Consider the following 17,157-nt stretch of genomic DNA (forward strand, 5'->3'; position numbering starts at 1 on the left):
GCCGGTCGCGATAGCGTCGGAGCACGGACGGCTTCCCCTTCAGCGGCGTACGAGCGACGAGGAGCATGCTGTGGCTGTGTCTGACCAGAACCCCGGCCCGCACGACAGCGTCGCCGAGGAGCCGCCCGCCCGGGAATGGCTGATATACCGCGGCACCGGCGAGCCGCACGACGGCATCCGCGCCCTCCCCAAGGCGCCACCCTGGCGCGACTTCGACGGCGGTCCCCTGGTGGCGCCCGCGCCCGACACCGACAGCACCTCCACCCGCCGCCTGGGCGCGTTCCGGCACATGGCCGAGATGCACCGCCCCAGCCCCGAGGAGCTGGAGATCATCAACGCGGCGCTCTACCTCCGCCGCCCCCTGCTGGTCACCGGCAGTCCCGGCACGGGCAAGTCCACCCTCGCCCACGCCGTCGCCCATGAGCTGAGGCTGGGCCGCGTCCTGCACTGGCCGATCGTCTCCCGCACCACCCTCGGCGACGGGCTGTACCACTACGACGCGATCGCCCGCCTCCAGGACACCCAGATCGCGGCCAGCAGCCGCGCCGCCGGCGTCCCGACCGGCGTCGTGCCCCCCGTCCCCGTCGGCGGCATCGGCAGCTACCTGCGCCTCGGCCCCCTCGGCACGGCGCTGCTGCCGACCGCCGTGCCCCGGGTGCTGCTCATCGACGAGCTCGACAAGAGCGACATCGACCTCCCCAACGACCTGCTGAACGTCCTGGAGGAGGGCGAGTTCACCATCCCCGAGCTGGAGCGCATCGCCGAGCGCGAGCCGGAGGTCACCGTCCTGACCCACGACGGCCAGCAGGTGACGCTCCGCGACGGCCGGGTCCGCTGTCGCTCCTTCCCCTTCGTCGTCCTCACGAGCAACGGCGAGCGCGACTTCCCCGCCCCCCTGCTGCGCCGCTGCATCCACCTGGAGCTCGGCAGGCCCGACCACGAGCGGCTCGCCACCGTGGTCCGCGCCCACCTGGGGGACGAGCTGGCCCGCGTCGGGGACGACCTCATCGCCCGCTTCCTGGAGCGCTCCCGCACCGAGCAGCTCGCCACCGACCAGCTGCTCAACGCCATCTACCTCACCCACCACTCCGAGCCCCTCACCCGCGACCGCCTCGCCGACATGCTCATCCAGCGCCTCGACCGGCCGAGGTAGGGGCCGTGTCCGCCATGCCCGCCCCGCCGGGCGACGACGGCCAGAATCCCGCGCGCCCCCGTCCCGCCGAGGGCCTGCCGGGACTGGTCCGCGTGCTGCGCGGCGCCGGCCTCGACCCCGACTGGCGGGGGCTGGCCGACGCCCTGTGGCTCGCGCGCTTCTCCCACCCCACGGCCTGCCCGCCCGCCGGGCCCTCCGCCCCCGGCGCCGAGGAGCCGCCCGGCGCCACGCCGCAGAGCTCCGCCGGCCCCGACGCCTCCGGCAGCAAGCCGACGTCACCCCCGGCCGCGGACGCCCCGGAGGAGTCGACCACCCCGCCCGAGGACCGCGCCGACGGCGGCGAGCGCCCGCGCCGCGCCCCCCGCCCCGGCGACCCCACCGTCGCCCTCTACCCCGACCCCGCCGGCTCCGGAGACACCCTCTCCTCCCTGCCCCGCGACGCGCTGCGCGTCGGCGTGCCCGAGGCCCGCGCCCTGCCGGGGCTGCTCGACCTGGAGCGCGCCCTGCGGCCGTTGCAGCGCTACCGGCCGCCCACCCCGCCGCCCCGCGCCGACCGGGGCGAGCTCGACGAACGCGCCACCGTCGAGAGCACGGCGCGCGCCGGCGGGCTGCTGCTGCCCGTCTTCCACACCCCCGCCCGCGGGCACCTGGAGCTCCAGCTGCTGATGGACGCGGCCTCCGCCATGCGCGTGTGGCAGCGCATGCTCGTCGAGCTCACCGAGGTCTTCACCCGCCTCGGCGCCTTCCGCGACATCCAGGTGCACTACCTCCACACCTCCCCCGACGGCACCCCCGCGATCAGCCGCCGCTTCGAGGCCGACGCCCGGCACGGCGGCGCGCTGCGCCCCGTCCGCCAGCTGATGGACCCGACGGGACGCCGGCTGACCGTCGTCGTCAGCGACTGCGCGGGCCCGCTGTGGCACGCCGGCTCCGCCCACCGGCTGCTCCACCGCCTCTCCCGGCACGCCCAGGTGGCCGTCGTGCAGCCGCTGCCGCAGCGGCTGTGGTCGCGCACCCGGCTGCCCGTCTCGTTCGGGACGCTGCTGCGGGAGGAGGGGCCGGGCGGCTCCGCGCAGCTGCGGTTCGCCGCCGCCGACCACCGCCGCCCGCCCGCCGCCGCGCACGGCGCGGTCCCGGTGCCGGTGCTGCCGCCCACCGCGGCGGCCCTCGGCGCCTGGGCCGGGCTGCTGGCCGGCTCCGGCAGCCGCCCGGTGCGCGCGGCCGTCGGCTGGGCGCGCCCCGACCAGCCCGCCGCCCCCGCCCGCCGCCGCGCCAGCCGGCCCGCCGCCCCGGGCGGCCGCCCCGGCGGACGCGTCGGCGCGGGAACGGGCGTCGGCGCGGGAACGGGCGGGAGCGCGGACCAGGACGCCGGCGCCGCGCCCGCGGCCACCCGAGCCGTCGACCTGCTGACCCGCTTCCGCGCCACCGCCTCGCCCGGCGCCGTCCGCCTGGCGGTCTACCTCTCGGCCGCGCCGCTCTTCCTGCCCGTCATGCAGCTCATCCAGCGGACCATGCTGCCCGACTCCGGGCCCGCCGAGCTGTCGGAGGTGATGCTCAGCGGTCTGCTCCGCCGCCGCGAGGTCGTCTCCCCCGGCGACGCGTCGTCGGGCGACAGCCGCTGGTACGAGTTCACCGACGGCGTCCACGACGAGCTGCTCGCCTCCCTCGGCCAGGACGAGGCGCTGCTCGTCCTCAAACACTGCTCGGGCTACGTCGAGCAGCGCTTCGGCAAGGCCGGCCCGAACTTTCCCGCCATCGCGCTGGCCCAGCTCACCGGCACCCCCCAGCCCGAGGGCCCCACGCGGGAGCCCGGCCCCCGCCGCCGCCGCGCACCCCAGCCCTTCGCCGAGGTGGCGGCGAAGGTGCTGCGCCGCTTCCTGCCCGAGGCGCCGGCGCAGACCTCGCCCGCGACGCCCCTGGACGGCGGTGCGGAGGAGGCCGCGCTGTTCGCCGCCGAGGCCGTCGCCCAGGCCAGGACCCTGGCCGAGCGGTACGCCGCCGACGGCCGGATGCGGCACCTGATCGACGCCGTCGGCCTGCTGCGCGAGGCCGTCTCCAGCCAGCGCGAGCTCGGCCAGGGCACCGACGCCGAGCTGTGGAGCGAGCTCGCGGAGCTGCTGCTGCGGCTGTGGCGCGTCCAGCGCGACGGCACGCTGCTGCGCGAGGCCCGGCAGGCGGCCCGCATCGCCGCCGCCAGCGACGGCAAGCACGGCCTCGGCTCGGTCCGCGCCCGCACGATCCTCGCCAGGGCGCTGGCCGCGCAGGCCGGGGAGCGACAGGACTACGGCGACGCCCGCGGCGCGCTGGAGCTGTGGCGCCAGGCGGACCGGGAGTTCGCCACCGTCTGCGCCACGCCCGGCCTCTTCGCCAGGGACGCGCTCGGGCCCGCGCTGGAGCGGGTCGAGATCCTCCAGGAGCAGTGGCGGCTCGTCGGGGACACGGCGCTGCTCGAGGAGAGCGTCGGCATGCTGGAGGCCATCGCCGACGGCTGGCCCGTCGGCGAGCCGCTGCCCAGCGCCCTGCCGCTCGCGCACGGCCGGGCGCTGCTGCGGCTGGCGCGCGCCGAGCCCGACGGGGAGCGGACCCGGGTCACGGCGGAGCAGGCCGCGGCCTTCCTCGACGAGGGCCGCCGCGCGCTCGCGGCCGAGTCGGCGCCGCCGCCGGCCACCGCCCACGCGCTGCTGGAGCTGGTGGACGCCCTGCTGCTGACCGAGCACGACTGGCGCCGCGCCGAGGAGATCATCGACCAGGCGCGGCGGCTGGCCGACGACGCCGAGCTCGACGGGGAGCTGTACGGCGCCTGCCTGATCCGCTCCGGTCGCTGGCACGCCCGCCGCTTCACCGAGGACGGCTCCCCGGCCGACCTGGTCACCGCCGCCATGCAGTTCGCCGGCGCCAGCCGGCTGGTGCCGCGCGACGGCGGGCCGCTCTACGGGGAGGTGCTCCAGGAGTGGGGCGCCGCGCTGCTGCGCCGGGCCGCGTTCCCCGACGGCCTGCCGTTCGTCTCGCAGGCCGTGCGGGTGCTGCGGGACTGCCGCATGGAGACCCCGGCCGACGACCGCCGCCTGCCCGTCAGGCTGCTGCTGCTCGGGCGGGCCCTGACGGCCCGGTACGAGGGGGAGCGCGATCTGGTCGACCTGCGGGAGGCCGAGCACCTGTTCAACCGCGCCGCCCTCGGCGCGCGCGAGCCGTTGACCCGCGCGAGCGCCTGGTACGAGCTGGGGGAGACCCACCGCAGGGCCCACAGCCACACCCGCCGCCCGGAGCGGCTCGAACTCGCGGCGGAGGCGTACCGCCAGGCGGCCCAGGCGGTCGGCGCCCTCGACGACGACAGCGCGGTGCGGCTGGCCGCCGAGGCGCTGCACCAGCGCGGCGTCGTCTACGAGGCGGCGCTGCGCCCGATGGCGGCGACGGAGGCGTACCGTGCCGCCCTGGCGCGCTGGCGCCGGCTGCCCGATCACGGCGGTGAGGCGGGCGAGGAGACCGCCCGGCTGCTGGCGGCCCTCCGTCGCGACGAGTGACGCCGCGGCCCCGGCGCGCGGTGCCTCATGGACTATGCCACCTGGCTGGTTTGCGTGCCGTGGGAGGGAAAGGGGTTTCTGGGGCGGGACATCAGGGAATCTCCGCAGCGCCCCCTTGTCGTGAGGAGGACGGATGACACCCTGCCCACGGCAGCACCGATACGCGCCGTCGCCGTTCGGGGCCAGGGAACCCTCCCAGGAGCCGCTGCCGGATCTGCTCGGACTGAGCCTCGCTGAGCTGCGCAGGCTGGACCACCCCGTGCTCAGCGCGGTGCTCGACGACCTTCGTCAGCGTCTGGCGAGTCGGACGGACGGTATGTGGGACTTCGACCAGGGGTCCAGCGGCGACAATGACGACAAGAAGAAAAAGAAGTAACGCGTGACGCCCCCACCCGCACCGGCCGTCCCGTTCCGTCAGTTCGTCGTCAAGGTCAACAGCCGCTGCAACCTCGCCTGCGACTACTGCTACATGTACTTCGCGGCCGACCAGGGCTGGCGTGCCCAGCCCGTGTCCGTCTCGGACGAGACGCTGCGCCACGTCGCCCACCGCGTCGCCGAGCACGCCGCCACCCACCGCCTGCCCGCCGTCTCGCTGGTCCTCCACGGCGGCGAGCCGCTGCTCACGGACCCGGCCCGGCTGGCCGCGTTCGTCCGTGAGACCCGCGAACGCGTCCCCGCCGGCTGCGAGGTGCACGCCAGCGTGCAGACCAACGGCGTGCTGCTCACCGAGGCGCGGCTGCGGCGGCTCGCCGCGGCGCGGATCAGCGTCGGCCTGAGCCTCGACGGCGGCCTGGCCGCGCACAACGAGCGGCGTGTCGACCACGCCGGCCGGCCCGCCTGGCCCGCCGTCGAGCGGGCGGCGCGGCTGCTGGCGACGCCGCGTCACCGCCGCTCCTACGCCGGCTTCATCAGCGTCGTCGACCCGGACACCGACCCGGCCGAGGTCTACACCTCGCTGCTGCGCCTCGGCCCACCGGCCATCAGCTTCCTCCTGCCCCACGCCACCTGGAGCAGGCCGCCGCCCGGCCTGCCGGGCGCCGAGGTGCCCGTGCCGGCGCGGCCCACCCCGTACGGCGACTGGCTCGCCGCCGTCTTCGACCTCTGGTGGCACGCGGACCGCCGGGGGGCGCGGATCAGGCTCTTCCAGGAGTGCATCGCGCTGCTGCTCGGCCTGCCCGCCGCCGGGGAGACCCTGGGGTTGCAGCCCTTCACCGCCGTGGTCGTGGAGACCGACGGCAGCGTCGAGCAGGTCGACTCGCTCAAGGTGACCTATCCGGGCGCCGCGGCGACCGGCCTGCACGTCGCCCGCGACCCCTTCGACGCGGCCCTCGACCACCCGGGCGTCGCCGCCCGGCAGGCCGGCCGCGCCGCACTGGCCCCGGCCTGCCTGCGCTGCCCCCTCCTCGACGTCTGCGGCGGCGGCCACTACGCCCACCGGTACCGCGAGGGCCACGGCTTCCGTAACCCCTCGGTCTACTGCGCCGACCTCGACCGCCTCATCCGTCACGTCGCGGCGGCGCTGCGCGACGCGAGCCCGCCGAGGACCGCGGGACAGCCCTCAAGCCGCGACCAGCCGGGGGAGGTGCCGGCGTGAGCGCCGTGCTGAGCGCCGAGGACGTCCACATGCTCGGCCGGACCGACGGCGGACCCGAGCAGCTCGACGTGCTCACGGCCGGGCAGCACACCCGCCGCCTGCTGCTGCTGCGGATGCTTTTCGACGCCGTGGACTCCGTCGACGCCGCCGGCGTGGCGGACGCCGCCCGCACCACCGACGCCGCCACCACCCGCCTGGCCCGAGCCGCCCGCGACCACGCCGACCTGCTGGAGGCCGCAGAGCGCGTCGCGCCGCCGGCCGCCCGCCGCGTGCTGTTCTACCCGCTGACCGGCCCCTGGGCCGAGGCCTGCGTCCGCCGGCTCGCCGACGCCGGAGCGCCCCGCGAGACCGCCCGCGACTTGGCCCACCTCGGCTCGCTCGCCGCCGCGGCGGCCCTCCGCGCCGGCATGGCGTTCACCTCCGAGGCCAGCCTCCGCGACGGCCGCCTCACCCTCCCCACCCTCGGCGCCCTCCACAGCGACGCCCCCGACGACGCCCCCGCCACCCTCAGCGGCGGCGACGGCCGGCTGACGCTGCGGACCGCGGGCGAGCGGCCCGTCGAGGTACGCCGCGACGACGACGGCACCTGGCGTTCGCCCGACCCTCGCTGGCTGCCGCTGCGCACCCTGTCCGGCGGGCCACGGCCCGTGCTGCTGGACGACCTCGACCCCGGCCGCCTCGCGGCCACCCCCGGCGCCGCCACCCACCAGGCCCCCGGTGGCGACCGCGACCACCGCGCCGAGCAGTGGGCCGGACTGTGGGACCAGGCCCTCCCGCTGCTGCGCCTCGGCGGCGCCGCCCGCTCCGCCGAGCTGGCCCTGCTCGACTGCATCGTCCCCCTGACCAGCCCGCCGGGGCTCCCGAACGCCCCCCGGGGACCCGCGCGGGCGGGCCAGGTACCCGGCCGCGGCAGCGAGAAGCGCCTCGCCAGCGGCACCAGCCCGCGCGCCTTCGGCGCGGTCCTCGCCAGTCCGCCGCCGAGCCCCGCGCTGCTGGCAGCCGCCCTCACCCACGAGCTCCAGCACGCCAAGCTGGCGGCCCTCAGCGAGCTCACCCCCCTCCACACCGCGGGCGACGAGTGCCGCCACTGGGCCCCCTGGCGCCCCGACCCGCGCCCCTTCGACGGCCTCCTCCACGGCGCGTACTCCCACCTCGCCCTCGCCGCCCTGTGGCAGCGGCTCGCCCTCGCCCTCCCCGACCCCGCGGCACGCGACCACGCCTGGGCGGCACACGCCCGCTGCTGGACCCAGGTCGGCGCCGTGCTGCCGGTGCTGCGCGGCTCCCGCAGACTGACCGACGCCGGCCGGAGGTTCGCCGCCGCCATGACGGAGCGTCACGAGGAGTTGCGCGAACTGCCGCCCCCCACCGGCCATCTGGTGCGCGCGACCGCCTACGTCGAGACCGCCCGCACGCTCTGGCTGCGCCAGCACGCGCCGTGGGCGGTTACCTGACGGACACCCGGTGTATGTTCCCCTCAGGGGAAGCTGACGGACCGTCGCGACGAAGGGGAGCCACGCAGTGGACAGAGATGCCGAGCCGCGGCAGATCACCATCAGCTTCGCGGGCTTCAACCGGGCGTGGGCCGTGTGGATCGGGGACCGCCTCGAACGTCACGGCTGCCGCGTCACGTACCTGCGCTGGGACCCGGTGGTCGACGTTCCCCTGGAGGAGGCCCTGAGCGACCTCCTGCTCGTCCGGGGCAGGCTGCTCGTCGTCCTGTCCGACTGGTACTTCAAGCTCGGCCCCCGCTCCCCCGAGGAGTGGCGCCGCGCGCTGCACGCCGTCGTCGCCCCGAACTCCCACCGCTTCGCCGCCGTCACCGTCGACGCCCAGCCGGTGCCGCCCGCCGCCGCCGCGTTCGGCGGCGCCGCCGAGCTGTGGGGGATCGGCGCCCGTGAGGCCGAGCGCCGCCTGCTGGGCCTGCTCGGGCTGCGCGCCCAGCGCGGGTCCTCCCTCACCTCGACCGGCGCCCACCAGAGCCTGCGCTCCGGACCCCGGTTCCCGCAGGAGCAGCCCCGCGTCTGGAGCGGCGTCCCCCGGCGCAACACGCGGTTCACCGGGCGGGAGGCGATCCTCCAGGACATCTACGACCTGCTGCAGCGAGCCGAGCCGGGCGCCGGCGTGGTCACCCTCACCGGCATGTCGGGCGTCGGCAAGACGCACACCGCCGCCGAGTACGTCCACCGCTTCGGGCCCGAGTACGACATGGCGTGGTGGGTGCCGGCCGACCAGCGCGGCACGCTGCGCCAGCGGCTGGCCGAGCTGGCGCCCGCCCTCGACCTCACTACGGGCGCCGACTACGGCGAGCGGCTGCGCGCCGTGCGCGAGGCGCTGCGCCGCGGCGTGCCCTACACCCGCTGGCTGCTGGTGCTCGACGGCGCCGACGACCCGGCGGCCATCGCCGACCTGCTGCCCACCGGCCCGGGACACGTGCTGATCACCTCGCAGAACCGCGAGTGGGACCAGCACAACACCCAGCTCGTGGAGCTCCCGGTGTACAGCCGCGAGGAGTCGGTGGCGTTCATCCGCCGCCGGGCTCCCCGCATCGAGCCGGCCGACGCGAACGAGCTCGCCGAGGCCCTCGGCGACCTGCCGCTGGCACTGGACCAGACCGCCGGCTGGCTCACCGACTCCACCATGTCCGTCACCGAGTACGTGCGGATGCTGCGTGACGGCGCCGACCTGGAAGCCGGGCTGCGCGTCGCCCCCGACTTCCCCATGTCGTACTACACGGCCTTCTCCATACTGCTCAACCGGCTGCGGGAGACCGCCCGCGAAGCCGTGGAGCTGCTGCGGCTGTGTGCCTTCTTCGCCCCCGGCGCCATCCCGGTGCACCTGCTGCGGGGCGTGCCCACGGCCGAGCTGCCCGAGCAGCTGGCCGGCCTCATGGACGACACGCTGCGGTGGAACGCCGCCGTCGGGCGCCTGGTGCAGCACTCCGTGATCCGCTTCGAGGCCCCGGAGAACGACGAGGACCCGACCAGCGCCGGCACGATCCACCTGCACCGCATGGTCAGCCACACGGTGCGGGAGAGCATGGAGGAGGGGGATCGAGAGGTCCTCTCCCGGGCCGTGCGGCGCTCGCTGGCTGCCGCCGACCCGCTGCGGCCCACGGACACCCGCCGCTGGCCGCGGTTCGCGGAGATCGTGCCGCACCTGGAGGCGTCGGGCGCGTTGCGCAGCACCCACCGCGACGTCCGGAGGCTGGTCTTCAACTGCCTGCGGTACCTGTACCTCGCCGGGGAGTACACCGCGGGCGTCCAGCTCTCCGAGCGCGTCGAGCAGGCGTGGCGGGAGATCCTCGCCCCCGAGGACCCGGTGCTGTCGGACCTCGCCTCCGAGCAGGCCACCCTCGTGCGGGCCACCGGAGACTACGCGCGCTGCGAGAGGTTGGACCGCTCGGTCATCGAGCACCTCAGTGTCGTGCGCGGCGAGCGTCATCCCAGCGTGCTCCGAGCCCTGGAGGGCCTGGGGGCCGACCTGCGTGGCCTGGCTCGCTACGAGGAGGCACTGGAGGCCACGCGGCAGGCTCTGGAGGGCCACCAGGAGGTCGTCGGCGAGGCGGACGCCCGCACCCTAAACTCCCGTCACAACCTCGCTGCCACGCTGCGGCTGTTGGGCCGGTACGAGGACGCGTTGGAACTGAACCGCAAGAACCTCGCCGACCGCCGCGAGCTGCTACGCTCGCGCCACAACTACTCGCTCTCCTCGGAGAACGCCTACGCCCTCGACCTGCGGCTGCTCGGCAGGTACGCCGAGGCCCTGTCCGTGCAGGAGCAGAGCGTCGACGTCCACCGCATGGTCATGGGCGTGGACAACCCCCAGACCCTCACCGCCGAGCAGAACCTCGCGCTGTGCGTGCTGCGCGTCGGGGAGCGTGCCGCCGCCCATGCCCGTCTGGGCGACCTGCTGGAGCGGGCCGAGCGCGTCCTGGGCGAGGGCTCCCCCCTGACGTTGCGCATCGCCACGTGCTATGCGTTCGTCCAACGCGCCCACGGCAACCTCGACCAGTCCCGTGAGGTCGGGGAGCAGGTCATGGAGCGGTACCGCATCCAGCTCGGCCCCCACCACCCGTACACCCTCGGCGTCACCGTCAACCACGCCCTGGTGCTACGGGCCGCCGGCGAGCGGCAGCAGTCACAGCTGCTGACCGAGGAGTGCCTGGCCGACATGGCCCGCGCCCTCGGCCCCGACCATCCCTGGACCCTGGGTACCGCGCTTAACGCCTCGGCCGCCCGCAGTCTGGCCGGCGACGTCGAGGGCGCCGTGCACCTCAGTCGCGACACGGCGCGCCGTGCCGCCGCCATGCTGGGCCCGCGCCACCCGCTGTCCCTCTCCTGCCAGCTCGCGCTCGCCATGGACCTGCGCTCCGTGCGCCAGAACAAGGACGCCGACCAGATCGAGGAGGAGGCTCTCTCCGGCCTGATCTCCACCCTCGGCTCCCAGCACATCCACACCGTCTCCGCCCGGGACCGGGCCCGCCCCTACTGGGACTTCGAGCCCCTGCTCACGTGATCCTCGCGATCGCGCGGACAGGGGCTCGACGCCAGCGGGCCGGGGACCGCGACGCGGCCCCCGGCGTGCGGGTCAGAGGTCGAAGACCTCGTTCAGCAGCTGCTGCTGCTCGTCCTGGTGCCGCTTGGCCGAACCGACCGCGGGCGAGGACGAGGCCGGGCGGGAGACCCGCGTCAGCTCGTGCTCCAGGTTCAGCGCGATGAACGGCCAGGCGCCCTGGTTGGCCGGCTCCTCCTGCGCCCACACGAGGGTCGACGCGCCCGCGTACCGGGCGAGCTCGGCCTGGATCTCCTCCGTCGGTAGCGGGTAGAGCCGCTCCAGCCGCACCAGCGCGACCTCGCGCGCGTCGCGCCGCTCGCGCTCCGCGGCCAGCTCGTAGTAGACCTTGCCGCTGCACAGCACGACCTTGCGCACGCCCGCCGGGTCCACCGTGGAGTCACCGATCAGCGGGCGGAAGCCGCCCTGGGTGAACTCCTCCGCCGAGGACGTCGCCGCCTTCAGGCGCAGCATCCACTTCGGGGTGAAGACGACCAGCGGCTTGTGGTGCGGGTTGTGGACCTGCCAGCGCAGCAGGTGGAAGTAGTTCGCCGGCGAGGTGGGCATCGCCACCGTCATGTTGTTCTGCGCGCACAGCTGGAGGAAGCGCTCGATGCGGGCCGAGGAGTGGTCCGGGCCCTGGCCCTCGTAGCCGTGGGGCAGCAGCAGCGTGACGCCGGAGGTCTGGCCCCACTTCTGCTCCGCCGAGGAGATGAACTCGTCGATGACGGTCATCGCGCCGTTGGCGAAGTCGCCGAACTGCGCCTCCCACATCACCAGTGCGTCCGGCCGGGCCAGGGAGTACCCGTACTCGAAGCCCATCGCCGCGTACTCGCTCAGCAGCGAGTCGTAGACGTTGAACCTGGCCTGGTCCTCGGTGAGGTACAGCAGCGGGGTGTAGTCCTCGCCGGTGGTCCTGTCGATGATCACCGAGTGCCGCTGGCCGAAGGTGCCGCGCCGGGAGTCCTGGCCCGCCAGGCGCACCGGCGTGCCCTCCATCAGCAGCGAGCCGATCGCCAGCAGCTCGCCCATGGCCCAGTCGATCGTGCCCTCCTCGACCATCGCCGCCCGGCGCTGCAGCTGCGGCAGCAGGCGCGGGTGGACGGTGATCCGGTCGGGGATGTTGACCTGGGACTCGGCGATCCGCTTGACGACCTCCTGGCTCACGGCGGTCTCCACCGCGACCGGGAACTCCGGCTGCGCGGGCGGGACCTGTGCGGGGGCCGGGCTGCCCGTCGCCTCGCGGACCTCCTTGAAGACCTTCTCCAGCTGGGCCTGGAAGTCCTGGAGTGCCTGCTCGGCCTCCTCCAGCGTGATGTCGCCGCGGCCGATCAGCGACTCGGTGTAGAGCTTGCGCACCGAGCGCTTCTTGTCGATCAGGTCGTACATCAGCGGCTGGGTGAAGGACGGGTTGTCCGTCTCGTTGTGGCCACGGCGCCGGTAGCAGACGAGGTCGATGACGACGTCCTTGTGGAACGCCTGCCGGTACTCGAAGGCCAGCCGGCCCACCCGGCAGACGGCCTCGGGGTCGTCGCCGTTGACGTGGAAGATCGGCGCCTCGATCATGCGGGCCACGTCCGTGCAGTACGTGGAGGAGCGGGCCGCGGCGGCGGTGGCGGTGTACCCCACCTGGTTGTTGATGACGATGTGGACCGTGCCGCCGGTGCGGTACCCGCGCAGCTGCGACATGTTCAGCGTCTCGGCCACCACGCCCTGGCCGGCGAAGGCGGCGTCGCCGTGGATCAGGATCGGCAGCACCGTGAAGTCCTTGCCGCCCCGGCCGATGATGTCCTGGTTGGCGCGGGCCACGCCCTGCACCACCGGGTCCACGGCCTCCAGGTGGGAGGGGTTGGCCGTGAGCGACACCTTGATCGTCTCGCCCGACAGGCCCGTGAAGGTGCCCTCGGTGCCCAGGTGGTACTTGACGTCACCCGAGCCGTGCATCGACTTCGGGTCGAGGTTCCCCTCGAACTCCCGGAAGATCTGCGCGTACGACTTGCCCACGACGTTGGCCAGCACGTTGAGCCGGCCGCGGTGGGCCATGCCGACCACGGCCTCGTCCAGCCGCGCGCCCGCGGCCTCGTCGAGCACGGAGTCCAGCAGCGGGATGACGGTCTCGCCGCCCTCCAGGGAGAACCGCTTCTGCCCCACGTACTTCGTCTGGAGGAACGTCTCGAACGCCTCGGAGGCGTTCAGCCGGCGCAGGATCCGCAGCTGCTCCTCACGCTCCGGCGGCCGGTGCGGACGCTCCACGCGGTCCTGGATCCACTTGCGCTCCTTCGGATCCTGGATGTGCATGTACTCGATGCCGGTGGTGCGGCAGTACGAGTCGCGCAGCACGCCGAGGATGTCGCGGAGCTTCAGCATCGACTTGCCGGCGAAGCCGCCGACCGCGAACTCGCGCTCCAGGTCCCACAGGGTGAGCCCGTGCTCCTTGATGTCGAGGTCGGGGTGCTTGCGCTGGCGGTACTCCAGCGGGTCGGTGTCGGCCATGAGGTGGCCGCGGACCCGGTAGGCGTGGATCAGGTCGAAGACGCGGGCGGCCTTGGTGACGTCGTCGTCGTGGTTGACGTCGATGTCGCGGTGCCAGCGGACCGGCTCGTACGGGATGCGCAGGGCCTCGAAGATGTCGTCGTAGAAGCCGTTCTCGCCGAGCAGCAGCTGGCTCATCTGGCGCAGGAACTCGCCGGAGGCGGCGCCCTGGATGACGCGGTGGTCGTACGTCGAGGTGAGCGTCATCACCTTGGAGATGCCCAGGCGGTTCAGCGTCTCCTGCGAGGTGCCCTGGAACTCCGCCGGGTACTCCATCGCGCCGACGGCGATGATCAGGCCCTGCCCGGACATCAGGCGCGGCATGGAGTGCACGGTGCCGATGCCGCCGGGGTTGGTGAGGGAGGCGGTGACGCCGGTGAAGTCCTCCATCGTGAGCTTCCCGGTGCGGGCGCGGCGCACGACGTCCTCGTACGCCTGCCAGAACTCGAAGAAGCTGAGGGTCTCGGCCTTCTTGATGGCGGCGACGACGAGCTGGCGGTCGCCGTTCTCCTTCACGAGGTCGATGGCGAGGCCGAGGTTGACGTGGGCCGGCTTGACGAGCGTCGGCTTGCCGTCCTTCTCGGCGAACGCGTGGTTCATCGACGGCATCGCCTTCAGCGCCTGCACCATGGCGTAGCCGATGAGGTGCGTGAACGACACCTTGCCGCCGCGGGCGCGCTTGAGGTGGTTGTTGATGACGATGCGGTTGTCGAAGAGCAGCTTCACGGGGACCGCGCGGACGGACGTGGCCGTCGGCATCTCCCGCGAGACGTTCATGTTCTTCGCGACGGCGGCGGCCGGGCCGCGGAGCGTCACGTACTCCGGTCCGTCGGCGGCCTCGGGCGCCGGCTGCGCCGCCGGCTTGGCGGGCTTGGCGGGCGCGGCCTTGGCGGGTGCCGCCGCGGGGGCCGCCTTCGCCGGGGCGCTCTGCGCCGGCGCCGTCCGCGCGGGCGCCGCGGGCTGGGCGGCGGACGCGGACGCCGCGGGCTGGGCCGCCGTCGCGCGCGGGGCGGCGGACGTCGCCGGCTGGGCCGGGGCCGCGGGGGCGGGCGCCGCTGCCTGCGTCTGGGTGGCCTCGCCGTCGGTGGACGCCGTCGCCCGGTCCCCGGGCTTGTAGTCGGCGAAGAAGTCCCACCAGGCCCGGTCCACGGAGTTCGGGTCTCGCAGGTACTGCTGGTAGATCTCGTCAACGAGCCATTCGTTGGCGCCGAAGCCGGCGGCGGGGCTCTTCTTCCCTGCCCCTTGGTCGGTCTCGACGCTGGAGGTGTTCGGGGACTGTGGCGACACGGCGGCAACCGCCCTCTTCCGCTTCGCAGGTCTATGGACAGCGAAAATCAAGGCTACGCCTGTAGGGGCGCGCGGCGCAGTCCTGGCCGCTCAGACGTCGCCTAGATCACAGTCACGGGTGCGTTTCGGCGCATGTGAGGCCGGGAACTGCATCTGATTCGATAGGAAAAGGTAAGGGAACCGTCAAGTGCGGACCGTGCGCGGTCACCGCGGCCGGACGAGTGGGGCCGAGAGATGATACGACGGACATGCCGGGACCGCGCCCCGCGCCCCCGTCGCCCCACGCCCGGCGAGGCGGTCCCCACCGCCGTGCGCGCACCGTGACGACGGGCCCCGGGGTGCCGGCCGTCAGACCCGGTCGGGCTGGCCCGGCAGGGTGAGCCGTATCCGGCAGCCCCGGCGCGACTCGGCCACCCTGATCGTGCCCCCGTGCAGGTCCACCGCCCAGCGGGCGATCGCCAGGCCGAGCCCGGTGCCGCCGTCCCGTGGCGGGGCGCCGTCGGTGGTGCCGCGCCCGAAGCGCTCGAAGACCAGGTCCCGCTGGGAGCGGGGGATGCCGGGGCCCTCGTCGCGCACCTCCAGCACCAGGCCGCCGGGCGTCCGGCCCGGCCGGGCCATGACCGTGACCTGGCCGCCGAGCGGACTGTGCTTGACCGCGTTGTCCACGAGGTTGGTCACCACCTGGTCGAGCCGCTCCGGGTCGGCGTGGGCGCGCAGGCTGGCCGGGGCCACGTCGAGCCGGAACCGCACGTCCGTGCGGGAGTGGCCCCGGCGCGCCACGGACGCGTCGCCGAGGACCGACGTCAGGTACGGCTCCACCTGGAAGCCGCGCGGACGCAGCGGCACCACGCCGTTCTCCAGGCGGGAGAGGTCGAGCAGCTGCTCGACGAGCCGCCCGAGCCGCTCGGTCTGGCGCAGCGCCGTCGCCATCGTGGCCGGGTCGGCCTCCGAGACGCCGTCCACGACGTTCTCCAGCACCGCGCGGAGCCCCGCTATGGGGGTGCGCAGCTCGTGCGAGACGTTGGCGACCAGCTCCTTGCGGTGGCGGTCCACCGCCTGGAGGTCGGCGGCCATGCGGTTGAACGCCTGCGCCAGGTCGCCCAGCTCGTCACGCCGGGCGACGCTGACGCGGCGGCCGTAGTCCCCGCGCGCCATGGCGCGGGCGGCGGCGGTCATCTCCAGCACCGGAGTGGCCAGCGACTGCGCGACGAACTGCGTCACGAGCAGCGAGGCGATGATCGCGATGATGGCGATCACCTGGAGCTCGATGTCGGAGCGGTAGGCCAGCAGGATCAGCACGGTCGTGATCGCGACCGAGATCACCACGAGCCAGCCGAGCGCCGCCTTGACCGAGCGGTACGGGTCCAGCGGCCGGGTCAGCCGCCACGCCCGCCGCCATATCGGGTGTCGGACGAGCGCGCGCACCCGTTCCCTGCCCTCCACACGGTCCACCCGGTCAGACCTCGCCGGTGGCCTGTCCCGGACGCGCGGCCTCGCCGGCGAAGCCAGGGGGCGTCTCCAGTGCGTACCCGACACCGTGCACCGTGCGGATGCGCTCCGCGCCGATCTTCCGGCGCAACGCCTTGACGTGGCTGTCGACCGTGCGGGTGCCGGAGGCGTCGGCCCAGTCCCAGACCTCGGCGAGCAGCTGCTCCCTGGTGAGGACCGCGCGTGGGGAGCGGGCCAGGCACATCAGGAGGTCGAACTCGGTCGGCGTGAGGTGGATGTCCTTTCCGGCGGCGCGGACACGGCGCTGGGTGCGGTCGATCTCCAGGTCGCCCAGGCGCACGCTGCCGGGGCGTGGCGTGGTGGCGGCGACGGCCGCGCGTTCGACGCGGCGCAGCAGCACGTGGGATCTCGCGACGAGCTCCCGCATGGAGAACGGCTTGGTCATGTAGTCGTCGGCGCCGACCCCGAGGCCGACGAGCATGTCGGTCTCGTCGTCGCGCGCGGTCAGCATCAGCACCGGCACGGGGCGCTGGGCCTGGACGCGTCGGCAGACCTCCAGTCCGTCGAAGCCGGGGAGCATGACGTCGAGGATGAGAAGGTCGGGGTGCCAGGCGGCGGCCGACTCCACGGCGGCCGGCCCGTCCGCGGCGGTCTGGACGAGGAAGCCCTCGGCGCGGAGCCTCGCGGCGATCGCGTCCACGATCGTGGGGTCGTCCTCGACGACGAGGACGCGGCGTTGGGCGCCCGGTGTCGTCGCGGTGGTGCTGTGGTGGTGACCGGGCCGATCCTGGAGTGCAGGCTCGGTGGGGTCGGCCGCGTCGGTGTCGTGGGTCGTGGTCCTGGTCTCTGTCTGGTTCATTCCCGCCCCCGGGATCGGTTCGGTGCCAGTCGGCTGGTACTGGCACGTGTGCGTGGCGTCGTGCGGTCGTGCCGGCCGCCTGGGAGTCGGCGGTCGGCGCTTGCTGTGTCCTTCGGTGCGTGTGGAGTTGTCGATCGGGCCTGTCGAATGTGCTCTCGAACATCGGAATGTGCACTGAATGTGCTCCGATTGTGCCGAAGCGCTCTGTGAA

9 protein-coding genes are annotated in these 17,157 nt (G+C 74.4%); 6 read left to right on the top strand and 3 right to left on the bottom strand.

All coding sequences use genetic code 11. From position 1 onward, the window contains the following. Positions 1 to 76: 76 nt before the first annotated feature. The 6 genes from ACTWP5_RS24720 (at position 77) to fxsT (ending at position 10,783) form a co-directional block, all read left to right on the top strand. Complete coding sequence (locus ACTWP5_RS24720) at positions 77 to 1,153, top strand: AAA family ATPase (RefSeq protein ID WP_443223348.1); 1,077 nt, start codon at positions 77 to 79, stop codon at positions 1,151 to 1,153. A 14-nt stretch (positions 1,154 to 1,167) separates the two neighbouring features. Then, positions 1,168 to 4,674, top strand: coding sequence for an SAV_2336 N-terminal domain-related protein (locus ACTWP5_RS24725; protein ID WP_443223349.1), 3,507 nt, complete (start codon positions 1,168 to 1,170; stop codon positions 4,672 to 4,674). Between the two features lie 133 nt (positions 4,675 to 4,807). Beyond that, positions 4,808 to 5,050 carry a hypothetical protein gene (locus tag ACTWP5_RS24730; protein ID WP_443223304.1) on the top strand — a complete coding sequence of 81 codons (243 nt, stop codon included), beginning with the start codon at positions 4,808 to 4,810 and terminating at the stop codon, positions 5,048 to 5,050. 3 nt (positions 5,051 to 5,053) lie between these two features. Continuing rightward, the gene (locus tag ACTWP5_RS24735) at positions 5,054 to 6,268 is read left to right on the top strand and encodes an FxsB family cyclophane-forming radical SAM/SPASM peptide maturase (RefSeq protein WP_443223305.1); all 1,215 of its coding nucleotides are present in this window, start codon (positions 5,054 to 5,056) and stop codon (positions 6,266 to 6,268) included. Then, positions 6,265 to 7,719, top strand: a complete 1,455-nt coding sequence (locus ACTWP5_RS24740; RefSeq protein WP_443223306.1) for an aKG-HExxH-type peptide beta-hydroxylase — start codon at positions 6,265 to 6,267, stop codon at positions 7,717 to 7,719. The genes ACTWP5_RS24735 and ACTWP5_RS24740 overlap by 4 nt, the downstream gene beginning before the upstream one ends. A gap of 67 nt (positions 7,720 to 7,786) precedes the next feature. Beyond that, a complete protein-coding gene (gene fxsT, locus ACTWP5_RS24745; RefSeq protein WP_443223307.1) occupies positions 7,787 to 10,783 on the top strand; it encodes an FxSxx-COOH system tetratricopeptide repeat protein in 2,997 nt (998 codons plus the stop codon). Between the two features lie 72 nt (positions 10,784 to 10,855). Here fxsT and ACTWP5_RS24750 read toward each other — a convergent pair whose 3' ends face one another. The 3 genes from ACTWP5_RS24750 to ACTWP5_RS24760 form a co-directional block, all read right to left on the bottom strand. Continuing rightward, complete coding sequence (locus ACTWP5_RS24750; RefSeq protein WP_443223308.1) at positions 10,856 to 14,638, bottom strand: multifunctional oxoglutarate decarboxylase/oxoglutarate dehydrogenase thiamine pyrophosphate-binding subunit/dihydrolipoyllysine-residue succinyltransferase subunit; 3,783 nt, start codon at positions 14,636 to 14,638, stop codon at positions 10,856 to 10,858. A 348-nt stretch (positions 14,639 to 14,986) separates the two neighbouring features. Then, positions 14,987 to 16,090 (bottom strand): HAMP domain-containing sensor histidine kinase, encoded by a 1,104-nt coding sequence (locus ACTWP5_RS24755; RefSeq protein WP_443223309.1) that lies wholly within the window; start codon positions 16,088 to 16,090, stop codon positions 14,987 to 14,989. A gap of 4 nt (positions 16,091 to 16,094) precedes the next feature. Continuing rightward, the gene (locus ACTWP5_RS24760; RefSeq protein WP_443223310.1) at positions 16,095 to 16,946 is read right to left on the bottom strand and encodes a response regulator transcription factor; all 852 of its coding nucleotides are present in this window, start codon (positions 16,944 to 16,946) and stop codon (positions 16,095 to 16,097) included. Between the last annotated feature and the right edge of the window lie 211 nt (positions 16,947 to 17,157).

Origin of the sequence: Streptomyces sp. 4N509B (assembly GCF_052245655.1) — a bacterium.
Lineage (GTDB): Bacteria > Actinomycetota > Actinomycetes > Streptomycetales > Streptomycetaceae > Streptomyces.